This is a genomic window from Segatella albensis DSM 11370 = JCM 12258, from assembly GCF_000426565.1.
Lineage (GTDB): Bacteria > Bacteroidota > Bacteroidia > Bacteroidales > Bacteroidaceae > Prevotella > Prevotella albensis.
Window position 1 is genome coordinate 47475 of record NZ_AUFP01000012.1, and the last position, 12063, is coordinate 59537.

General features: G+C 45.5%; 5 protein-coding genes. 2 read left to right on the forward strand and 3 right to left on the reverse strand.

All coding sequences use genetic code 11. From position 1 onward, the window contains the following. The first annotated feature begins 252 nt into the window (after positions 1 to 252). Entirely contained in the window at positions 253 to 2427 is a 2175-nt protein-coding gene (gene xyn10D/fae1 / locus K333_RS0108010) for a bifunctional endo-1,4-beta-xylanase/feruloyl esterase (RefSeq protein WP_024990323.1), read from the forward strand. 98 nt (positions 2428 to 2525) lie between these two features. Here xyn10D/fae1 and K333_RS0108015 read toward each other — a convergent pair whose 3' ends face one another. Next, positions 2526 to 3911 carry an anaerobic C4-dicarboxylate transporter gene (locus K333_RS0108015; RefSeq protein ID WP_024990324.1) on the reverse strand — a complete coding sequence of 462 codons (1386 nt, stop codon included), beginning with the start codon at positions 3909 to 3911 and terminating at the stop codon, positions 2526 to 2528. Positions 3912 to 4195: 284 nt separating this feature from the next. On the opposite strand from K333_RS0108015, the gene K333_RS0108020 reads away from it, so the two are divergent. Next, the gene (locus K333_RS0108020) at positions 4196 to 6262 is read left to right on the forward strand and encodes a protein-disulfide reductase DsbD family protein (protein ID WP_027452550.1); all 2067 of its coding nucleotides are present in this window, start codon (positions 4196 to 4198) and stop codon (positions 6260 to 6262) included. A 393-nt stretch (positions 6263 to 6655) separates the two neighbouring features. On the opposite strand, the gene K333_RS0108025 is transcribed toward K333_RS0108020, so the two are convergent. Next, complete coding sequence (locus tag K333_RS0108025; RefSeq protein WP_027452551.1) at positions 6656 to 9181, reverse strand: glycoside hydrolase family 127 protein; 2526 nt, start codon at positions 9179 to 9181, stop codon at positions 6656 to 6658. Between the two features lie 61 nt (positions 9182 to 9242). Beyond that, entirely contained in the window at positions 9243 to 11645 is a 2403-nt protein-coding gene (locus K333_RS0108030; RefSeq protein WP_051230905.1) for a glycoside hydrolase family 31 protein, read from the reverse strand. Positions 11646 to 12063 lie beyond the last annotated feature (418 nt).

Consider the following 12063-nt stretch of genomic DNA (forward strand, 5'->3'; position numbering starts at 1 on the left):
TTTGCAACTCGACTGCAAAGTTACAATTTTTTTATTCTATTCTTGGTGAATTTCCGTAAAATACCTATTATTTATTATAGCACGCGATTCTTGACGATCAAATACGTATAAATTTAGTTTCTTAATCATTAATAATAATGAATCTGTTGCATTTGTAACATTTACAAAAGTTTTTGATACATACCGAAAGCCTACTTTCCTCTGATATATATAATTTTGTAATCGTCAATTATTTATCAACCAAAAATAACTATGAAGATTAAATTTATTAGATTTTCTATTATCGCCATGACGATGCTTATGAGCGCGACCTCTGCTACGGCTCAACCGTTCGGTCGTCCTCAAGTTGTCGATCCTACGGGCTACAAGGACACCTATCAGGGCTATTTCCCTATCGGTGTAGCTGTGAACATGCGAAACATTACAGATCCGGCACAAATTGCTCTCATCAAGAAAAACTTTAATAGTATTACGGCAGAAAACGATATGAAACCTATTTCCTTGCAACCTAAGGAAGGTCAATGGAACTGGGAAAATGCTGACAAGATCGCTAACTTCTGTCGTGCGAATGGTATCAAATTGCGTGGCCATTGCCTCTGCTGGCATAACCAGTTCTGCGACTGGATGTTTGTCGACAAGAAGGGCAAGGAGGTGAGCAAAGAGGTTTTCTATGCTCGTCTGCGCAAACATATCCATACGGTTGTAAATCGCTATAAGGACATCGTGTATGCTTGGGATGTTGTCAACGAAGCCATTGCCGATGGCGACGGTCGTCGTATGCCTTGGCAGAAGACGGAACCGAGCCCTTATCGCCAGAGCCGTGCCTTCAAACTCTGTGGCGACGAGTTTATCGCCAAGGCTTTCCAGTTTGCCCGTGAAGCAGACCCTAAGGCTCTCCTCATCTATAACGACTATAATGCTGCCGACCCTGCCAAGCGCGACCGTATATATAATATGGTGAAGAAGATGAAGACTGCAGGCGTTCCTATCGACGGAATCGGAATGCAGGCGCATTACAACGTATATGGTCCGAGCATGGAGGATATTGATGCTGCAATCACCAAATATTCTACTATCGTGAAGCACGTTCAGATTACCGAACTCGATATTCGTGCCAACGAAGAGATGGGTGGACAGTTGCGTTTCAGTCAGAATGCGAATGCCAACATTCCTCAGCATCTCAAGACCTTACAGGAGGCACAATATGCTAATCTTTTCAAGATTCTGCGCAAGCACAAGGATGTCATCGATGTCGTCACCTTCTGGAATCTCTCCGACCGCGACTCTTGGTTGGGCACAAACAACTATCCGTTGCCTATCGACCGCAACTTGAAACCAAAGAATGCTTATTATATCATCAAGAATTTCGACGCCAAGATGGATCAAGCCGAGGTGAAGGAAGACTTCCGTCCGTCTGTATGCAACCAACCGGGTCAACAGTATCCGATGGTCAACTCTCAGGGTTATGCCCGTTTCCGTATCGAAGCACCTGATGCCAAGTCGGTTATCGTTACCTTAGGTCTTGGAGGTCGTGGAGGTACCGTACTTCACAAGAACAAAGATGGCGTATGGGTAGGCACCACAGACGGCCCAATGGACGAAGGTTTCCATTATTATCATCTCATCATCGACGGAGGCGTCGTTAACGATCCGGGCGCCAACAACTATTATGGAAGTGTAAGATGGGAGAGTGGTATCGAGATTCCTGCTCATGACCAAGATTTCTATGCCGATCGCACAGGCATAGAGCATGGCAATGTGGTACAGGTGATGTTCCCATCGGCTCAAGCCGGCATCAACCGTCCTGCCTTCGTATATCTTCCGCCACAGTATGATGGCAAGAAGAAGTTCCCTGTGCTCTATCTGCAGCATGGTTGGGGTGAGGATGAAACCGCATGGAGCCGTCAAGGTCATGCCAACCTGATCATGGATAACCTGATTGCTGATGGCAAGATCAAACCATTCATCATCGTGATGACCTACGGACTTACCAATCAGATTAAGTTTGGTACCATCGGCCAGTTTGATGCCAAAGAGTTTGAACAGGTTCTCGTCAACGAACTTATTCCATACATCGACAGCCACTTCAAGACGATTGCCAACCGCGACAATCGTGCCATGGCTGGTCTATCTATGGGTGGCGTAGAAACCAAACTCATCACCCTTCGCAATGCCGACAAGTTTGGCTACTGGGGCCTCCTTTCCGGTGGCACCTACGCTCCGGCAGACCTTCAGAAGGTGACCAAACCAAAGATGGTATTCATGAGTTGCGGTAGCAAAGAGAATCCGGAAGGTGTCAACAAGTCTGCCGAGTCGCTCCGCAATGCCGGATACAATGCTCACTCATTCGTTTCCGAGGGCACAGCCCACGAATTTCTTACCTGGAGACGTTCGCTCAAGGAGATGGCTCCTATGCTTTTCAAGTAAAAGAGAAGTAAACAACTAAAATAAACAAGAGGCGCAGCATAGCAATCTCATTTGCGGCTGCGCCTCTTTTTTCGTACATGTTTGGGAGAGTTAAGATATCAATACAATCCAAAAACAAAATGGAACAAGTAGCTGATGCCCAGACCAGCTATCGTAGAGGTGACGACATGGATTAATCCAGGGACCATAAACGAATGGTTGAGCAGATATTTGCCGATTACCGTTGTTCCCGACCTGTCGAAATTTACCGTGGCGATATCAGACGGATAGTTTGGTATAAAGAAATAGCCGTATACCGATGGCATTACGCCCAGTAATATCCATCCATCGATACCGAGAGAGTAGGCGAGAGGCAACATACTCACGACCACGGCACCTTGAGAATTGATGAGTACAGATACGGCGAAGAATGCTATGGCAATCGTCCACGGATAAGAACTTACCAAGTCGGTAAGCATCGCCTGCATCTCTGGTTTGTAGTTATCAAAATAGGTGTTACTCATCCATGCGATACCATAGATGGCAACCACAGCTACCATACCATTCTGCCATACGGCATCTTCGATGGCAGCCTTTGGCTTGGCCTTGCAGAAGATGATCATAAGTGCTGCCGAGGCTATCATGATAATCTGTATGACAATATTCATCGGGAGACGAGTCGTTACCGGATTACCGTCTACCATCTTTTCGTAGGCAGGCAGAATCTCTATACCGATCATCTTCAGAACAGAAATCATAAGGATGATGACAAGAGCTGCCAAGAAGATATAAACCGCATTCTTGCTGCTCTGCGGAATCACCTTGTCGAGTGTCGTGGCATGATTGCCATAGATATACGCATATTGTGTAGGATCTTTGAGTTTAGCTTGGAAAACCTCATCCTTATCAAGGTCGACCCCACGGTTCCAACTGTATATTACGGCCATGAGGATACCGATAATACAAGCCGGAATGGTAACCATCACGATCTGTACATTTGTAACATTAAATCCATACGCGATAGAAATCGAAGAGAACGCCACTACCGCAGCGGCGATAGGGGAGCAGGTGATACCAATCTGACTCGCGATAGAAGCGATACCGCAAGGGCGTTCCGGACGGATACCCTTTTTCAGAGCTATGTCACAGATGATAGGCATCAAGGTATATACCACGTGTCCTGTACCGATGAGAATGGTCAGGAAGAATGTCGTAAGAGGTGCCAACAACGTGATGCGGTCGGGATGCTTACGGAGTAACCGTTCGGCAATCTGAATCATCCAGTCCATACCACCCGATGCCTGTAAAATACCAGCACAGGTTACCGCAGCTATAATGATATAGATAACATCAGTAGGCGGTTCACTGGGTTTCAGATGGAAACAGAAAACAAGAATGGCAAGTCCGATACCTGAAATAGCTCCTAATGCGAGAGAGCCATAACGTGCACCTACCCACAAGGCAAGGAGCACCACAAGTAACTCTATTATCATCAATAATGTCATAGTTGTTTAGGTTTTTGTAATAATTGTTTGATGCAAAATCTATAAAGATAATACTATTATCGCAAAAATAAATATAAAAAGAATACCGTCCAAATTTTTCTTCCCTTTTCTTGCGTATATTTTGATGTTTACGCGCACAAATTCTTTATCCGTTATTTTTTCTATACAAAAAAAATATAAAAACAAACATGAAAACAATAATTCTCCTATTCTTTTTCGATTTTTATAATTTTTAGCTGTAAATTTGCACAAACTATTAATAGAATTAACATAAAGGTATTCAGATGAAAAAGCTAATCTCTCTGATTGTTGTATTGATGATAGCAGTCTTAGCACATGCGCAGATGGCTAATCCTGTGAAGTTCTCTACACAATTAAAGACCAACGGGACGGCAGAAGCCGAAATCGTTTTTAATGGAAAGATTTCCTCAGGATGGCATGTCTATTCTACAGGATTGGGCAACGACGGACCTATTTCCGCCACATTCAACGTTGAAAAGATCGAAGGAGCTTCGCTTGTGGGCAAGCTACAAGCTCGTGGTCATGAGATTTCCAAATTCGATAAACTCTTCAATATGAATCTCCGCTTCTTTGAGGGAAAGGTTCAGTTTGTACAGAAGATCAAGTTTACGCATCCCAACTATCATATCAACGGCTATCTGGAATATGGCGCTTGTAACGACCAGAGTTGTCTTCCACCATCTTCAGTAGATTTTAAGAGTAGCGGCAAAAGTCCGGTCGTTGCTGGAGACGCTGCCAGCATGGCGTCTGAAGTTGCCGAGGATATGCAGAGCAAGGATGCCGATGTAGCTTTGAATAAGGCCGATTCTATGGAGAAGGCTAAGGCCGATAGTATGGCTCGTGTGGATTCGCTGGCATCAGCAACACTTTCTCCAGCCGATAAAGATGCCCTCTGGCGCCCTGTTGTCGACCAGTTGAAGGCTTTCGGTGGAAACAATGACATCGCTAACCATAGCATTCTATACATCTTTTTTATGGGATTCATCGGCGGACTTCTTGCCCTCGTGATGCCATGTATCTGGCCGATCATTCCGATGACCGTAAGTTTCTTCCTGAAGCGTGCCAAGGACGACAAGGCCAAGGGCATACGCGATGCGATGACTTATGGTGTATCGATTATTGTCATCTATCTCGCTCTGGGCCTTCTCGTTACGGCTTGTTTCGGTCCAAGCACCCTTAACGCACTATCTACGAATGCGGTATTCAATATCATCCTCTTCGTACTGCTCGTTGTCTTTGCCGCAAGTTTCTTCGGATGGTTCGAAATCAAATTGCCAGACAGTTGGGCTAATCGTGTAGATTCCAAGGCAAGCAACGCCACGGGATTCATCTCGATATTTCTGATGGCCTTCACGCTGGTACTGGTAAGTTTCTCATGTACAGCACCTATCATCGGACTGCTGCTTGTAGAAACCGTGACCTCAGGCAATTGGGTGGCACCGGCAGTAGGTATGCTCGGCTTTGCACTTGCGCTCGCCATTCCGTTCACACTTTTCGCCATGTTCCCAACATTGATGAAGAAGAGTCCGCGAAGTGGTTCTTGGATGAATCAGATAAAAATCGTCCTCGGATTCGTAGAATTAGCCTTCTCGCTGAAATTCCTTTCCGTAGCCGATTTAGCTTATGGTTGGCATATTCTCGACCGCGAAGTATTCTTAAGTCTGTGGATTGTCATCTTCCTGTCTTTGGGCTGCTATCTGATCGGTTGGCTGAAGTTCCGTACCGACGAAATCGGTGGCGACATCAACCGTCCAATGCCTGTACCAAGTATCATGCTCGGTATGTGTTCATTGGCCTTTGCCGTCTATATGTTACCGGGCTTGTGGGGTGCACCTTGTAAGGCTGTGAGCGCCTTTGCGCCTCCTGTTACCACACAGGATTTCAATCTGAACCATCAGACCGTAGAGGCGCAATATAAAGACTACGAAACTGGTATGGCTGCTGCCAAGGCTGCTGGCAAACCTGTTCTTATCGACTTCACTGGTTTTGGCTGTGTGAACTGTCGTAAGATGGAGGCTGCCGTATGGACAGACCCTCTGGTTTCTGAGATGTTATCGAAAGACTATATCTTGATCAGTCTGTATGTGGATGATAAGACGCCGCTCGCAAAACCTATGGAGGTTACGCAGAATGGTGTGAAGCGCACTTTGCGTACCGTTGGCGACAAATGGAGTTATCTGCAGAGTTCTAAGTTTGGTGCCAACACGCAGCCTTTCTATGTAGCGCTCGATAATGAGGGTAATCCGCTTACGGCAGCCCGAAGCTATAATGAGAATGTACAGGATTATATTAATTTCCTCAAAGAGGGATTGGATAGATACAGAAAATAATCGCATCTCTATATAGGGTAAAATCTAAATTATGTTGATGCCGTAGTAGTTGAATTCTTAGCTATTACGGCATCATCTTTTTTATAGTAGGTTAAGTCCACTTTAACGTGACAAGTAGTTATTCTCATATTTGTTATTTATCATAATCGTGATTATATTTCAAAAAGGAGAGAATCGCAAATAGAACATTAAAGAGATACCATATCTATAAAGAAATAACTGATTAACTGATTAATTGATTACTGATTAAAAATGCTACTCTTTCTTTTTTAATTGTCATCTGTCATTCTTGTTTATTTGTAAATAGCTGAACCTATCGATGGCATCTGCGAACCATGGAAAAGATAAGGGGATGTACCATTTTCGGTACATCCCCCGTTTATTTTCAAAATATTATCTTTTGAGCAACCTGAGATAGTAGAAGCCCGGGCAAAGGGTTCCCCGGTTAGCTGATAAGCGAACGGCTATCTTGCTCTTCACCTTGCCTTTCTTGTCAACGAGTAATGATGCAGGAACAGGAACTTCGATATTAAAGAAGCCATCCTGCGATCCCTGTACTTGGCGCGGAATATCAATATCACAAACCTTTACGCCATCAATCTGTAGTTCTGCCTTTCTACCTGCGTCGATGGTGGTAAAACGACAGAGAACGGATAGGTTTTCACGCTGAGCGCTCTTGTTGAAAAGCGAATACTGGATGAAACCGTCTTGAGGGGCATCACGATAAAACTCGTTGCGGAAAGAACCGGAATGAGAGTTGTCGCTATATTGGTATTCGTGACCAGCCTCACTCTGTTGCTCTCCGGTGGCTACGAAGTCGAGCGTTCGTGCCTCTAATGCCTGACGGGCAGCCTCGTTCTGCGCCATGTCGCTCTGTGCATAACCCTGAGGCGTCTGACAATACCAATAGCACATATAACGGGCATGATGAATCGTGGAGAACGGGCGAAGCTGAAGGCGACACCAATGGTAGTTTGCGGCCAATGTGTCATCACGGGATACATCGATGCTGAAGGTCAGCTTGGACGGATCTACTGGGGTGATGCGATGAAGCGCTTCCTTAGGATTGCCGATGAGCATCGGAGCAGATATCAAACTCAACCCCTTGCCTACTGCGCCTAGAGAATGATCCATACGACCATCACCAGCATATTCGTTTTGTAGTTTCTCTATTTCCAACCCTGTTTCCCGAGCATCACGGGCATCCATGGCGGTGGTCTGCGCGCCTAAGAGTACCGGACCATATTCGAAAGATACATAGTCGGTATAGTTTGGACAGGCTTCCATGCGCAAACTCATAGGAATATCAACGATGATCTTATCGCCTCGCTTCCACTTTCGAGAGAGATTGACATACGAAGACTTGCCCTCTGTGATCTGTGAGGCTATCGGATATTCACGACCGTTTACCAAAACGCGATAACCTGCTCCCGTCCACCACGGATGACGAACAGAGATGGTATAACGTCCCGACTTATCGATGGTTAGCGTCGTAGAAGGGGTATAAGGATAATTCGTTGTCTGGGTGACACAGAATTTCTTATTGACCAAGCGACTCGCCGTAAAGAGGTTGACGTAGAGCGTATCCTTGCCCGTATGAGTATAGATGAAATGCCCATATTTGCTATGGTTTTCCATACCCGTACCTACACAACACCACATTCCTTCATTAGGTTTGGAATAGATGCGATAACCCTGTGGACGAAGCGTTGTGAAATAAACATAACCACCCGTCTGCGGATCTTGGGTGGAGAGAATATGATTCATCATCGCATACTCATAGAAGTCGGCATAGCGTGCGTCATGGGTTTCATCGCTCAACATCTCGGAGAGTTTCAGCATATTGTTGGTATTACAACTCTCAGGACCTTCCATATTATCAATATAGCGATTGCCATTGGCGGCAGCCAAGAAATGCTCAGAGATACTGTTTCCACCGATACAAACGGTACGATTCTGTGTGACATCTGTCCAGAAGTTACGAGCAGCACGAGTGTATGCTTCGCCCATAGAGAGTTCCTCGCCGATACGACTGAAACCTATATATTTAGGTACCTGTGTGTTGGCATGTCGGTTGTCGAGGAAAGACGGATTCAACTTCTGCATACCCTTGACCATCACTTGATGGGAGAAGCGCTGGGCAGCCTTGAGATATTCCGGATCATGGAAGAGCGTATAAGCATCGGCAAGACTCTCGTTGATGCCACCATGTTCGATATCGAGTACAGCCTGCAACTGCTCATCAGACAGTCGGCTCACGACATTTTTACTCCAATCTGCCAACTTGCGGAACATCTCCAGGGCGGTCTTGTCACCCGCATAAAGATATGCATCACGCAAACCTGCCAAAACCTTGTGCTCACAATAGAAAGGTACCCACCACTTGATTTTATTCCATTGCGTAAGATCACCACGGAACATTCCCTGCCAAGCATCGTTGATAGGTTGACCGCCGATAAAGCCATACATTCCCGTCGTATCTTTATCATAAGAATCCTGACAATCCTTGAGCACACGAATCATATAGTCGAGCCGTTGCTTAAGTTGGGCTTTCATCCCTGGTTCCTTGCAAGCGGCATATCCCAGTGCAAGGGCAGAGAGATAATGACCGCCTACATGTCCGGAGAGGTCGAAGCCGTCGCCACCCCAGTTGCGAAAGTTGGGATGCTCGTTTATCCAATTTGCATATACACCGGAAGAGAGACCCGACTGGCGAACGAATGGCGTAAGCAATCGGTCGACGTCATAGGAAAGAAGCGTATGGAAATTCAAATCCATAGCTTGCTTATAGGGACTGTCGAGAAGTGTAACTTCACTAAGGTCGAAATGATGTGGATAGAGTTGGCTCTGTGCCTCACTCATCCCTGGTAAAGCGGCAAAAATCGAGGTTGCCACTAATGTTTTAATCTTTTTATCCATATATTATTTATATTGCCACAAGGGCTTGATTTCTATTCTTTTCAGATCATGTTCGGAACAACTACAATTGTACTTTGACAGAGTTGCCATTATATCTTACCGTATGTTCCCCTTGTTGACCAATGACGACAACACGGAACTGTCGATTCTTGAGCATACCGCGATAATGGCCTCGACGGGTCCCTATGGTAAGTTCATGCGTTGACTCATTCCATGAGAAAGGAATCTCCGTGAAGGCACCCTTCTCATAATTATAGTTGTCACCCTCGTCTTCGTATAGGGTAAAGGTACCGTCAGCACCGGGATAGATACGAATTTCAAGATCGTTCCAAGGTTTCTCCGAGGAATACTGTACAGCTGGTCCCCAAGGGAGGATCGTGCCAGCCTTCACAAAAACAGGAATGATGTCTATCGGACAAAGGCGCTGAATGGTCGTACCACCGGTATGACGAGAACCTGTCCAAAAGTCGTACCAATCATTTCCCGCAGGCAGATAGACATCAACAGGAGCGGCAGCCTTCTTGACATCAGGGAAGATGAGATGACCCCGTTTCTGTTGATCCTTATAGGTATACATCGGATCGGTAACAGGTTTTACGAGAAGATTGCGCCCAAACATATACTCATCATTACGGGCAATGGCATTACTATCGCTGGCATAATCCATCACGAGAGCACGCATCATCGTATTGCTATGCTGTACGCAAGCTCCGGCATTACTATAGATATAAGGCAACAGGCGATAACGCAACTGGATGAACTTCTTGATCGCATCATAAGCCCAGTCGCCTTCCTGTCCGAAGAGATAGAGTTCGCTTACCATCGGCGAAGAACAATGGTTACGCATCAATGGCATAAAGGCGCCCCACTCCATCCAACGCGTCTGCAACTCCTGAATGGCCGGATTCTTCGGACTCTGTTCATATTCCCAATAGAAGAAACCTCCAAGGTCTGTATTCCAAAATGGGATTCCACAGAGAGAATAGTTCAGACCAGACGGTATCTGTTTCTTCATCTCCTGCCAAGAAGCCAAGATGTCGCCACTCCACGAGAAAGTGCCGTAATGCTGAATACCGAAGGCACCGCTACGCGTCATCTGTACGGAGCGTTTCTCGTTGTCCTTCATGGCACGCTGATGTTCATAGATACCTCGGTTATGGACGATAGGGAAAGCATTCTTCACACTACGCCATGTTCCATCGAAGGTAAGAAAATCATCGTCACCGGGTTTCTCGAAATGGTCAGGTTCTGAGGAATCTGTCCACCAGGCATCAAAGCCCATCTTATAGAGGTTGGCAAGGTGTTTCCAATAGATGTCGCGAGCCTTAGGATTAAACACATCATACACGAGGACACCGTTGTTACGAGGCCATGTGTCAAAAGGCAACAGAGCGTTGGCAGCCTTGAGTTCAGCATAAGGCTGAGTCCATGGGCCAAAGTTTGGCCATATACTAATCATTAGATGTGCATGATTTTTATGAACATACTTCACCATCTCGTCAGACGACTTGATACGTGGCTGCTGAGGTTTCATCTTGCGCATATCGCCAGGGAGATATTTATCCCAAGCAGGATCGCCCACCTTATTAATATAATAAGGGTTCATGAATCGCATGGCATTCCAGTTGCTGTCACATCCCCAATACTGCCAGTCTTGCACAATACCATCGAGTGGTATCTCCAGTTGGCGGTATTTATCAAGTACGGTAGCCAACTCATCGCTGGTCTTGTAACGCTCACGACATTGCCAATAGCCCATGGTCCAAAGCGGGAACATCGTAGCCTGACCGGTAAGGTCGCGGATAGAAGCGATAACGCCGTCCTGTGTACCGTCACGATAGATGAAATAATAATCGCTACAGAGTCCTACCTCTGAGGTAAAAGTTGTTCCCTGGGCATTATCCTCGTAATAACTTCTGCCTGCATTATCCCAATAGAGGCCCCATCCTCGTTCACTTGTGATATACGGAATGGAGATATAGGTATTACCATTCCAAATGTCGGCATGGCGATTACGTTGTACCATAAGCGTATCGCGAAGTTGGCCCAAGCCATAGATATTCTCGTCTTTGGCAATCTGCCAAGTCTGACTGATTTTATACTTTCCGGCATCTTTATCACCTTGTCGGCGCTCAAAGGTGCAACGGGATTCTTGCATCAACGGTTTTCCTTGGGGGGTGGAATAGTTTACTCGTCCGGTCTTCAGGTCAAGGGCCACACAGAGTTGGGATGATGACAGCGTGATACAATCTGTTGTCTCTTTACCAATAATGCGTACAGCCTTCGGTTTCATGATCACAGAATAACTTTTCTTCTGTGGATAAGCATCAGAGGCAGGATATTTCACGATTCTCACGATAGACGAAGAGTAGAATTGGATAGAAACTTTCACGTTACCGATCTGACGGGTAACGACAGAAGAATTCATCTGATTCTTATTAATACTATGGGCATATGTTGACATACACCCCCAAAGTAGTATCAAGGTTAAATAGATTTTATAGGTTTTCATGTGTGATAATTAAAGTGAGAAACTCTCTTATTAAAATTTTCTTTGCGACAAAGGTAATAAAAAAACATAGAACAGAAAGAAAATAAGTGTAAAAAATATAATTATTATCGAAATCGTGCTATTGATAACGGTATTATCACATCATGACGCCTTTAAAAAATAATGCAAAAGGCGGAATACGCGATTGGGTGTATTCCGCCCTTTTGTGCTGTCATACCCCGGATGGTGTGCCCACCCCTACCATAGCTCGTGTACCCTTCCGGGGTGCTATACTAGTTTGCTGTATTTCCTTCTCCGAGGGTACGCTTCGCGACCCCCGGTTATCTCAGAGGTATCCCCTCCGGGGAATATGTATAATATGAACTGCTGT

What these genes read in the sequence shown, in the direction of transcription:
- xyn10D/fae1 (WP_024990323.1), top strand. Translation starts at nt 253, where the DNA reads ATGAAGATTAAATTTATTAGATTTTCTATTATCGCCATGACGATGCTT.
- K333_RS0108015 (WP_024990324.1), bottom strand. Translation starts at nt 3,911, where the DNA reads ATGACATTATTGATGATAATAGAGTTACTTGTGGTGCTCCTTGCCTTG.
- K333_RS0108020 (WP_027452550.1), top strand. Translation starts at nt 4,196, where the DNA reads ATGAAAAAGCTAATCTCTCTGATTGTTGTATTGATGATAGCAGTCTTA.
- K333_RS0108025 (WP_027452551.1), bottom strand. Translation starts at nt 9,181, where the DNA reads ATGGATAAAAAGATTAAAACATTAGTGGCAACCTCGATTTTTGCCGCT.
- K333_RS0108030 (WP_051230905.1), bottom strand. Translation starts at nt 11,645, where the DNA reads ATGTCAACATATGCCCATAGTATTAATAAGAATCAGATGAATTCTTCT.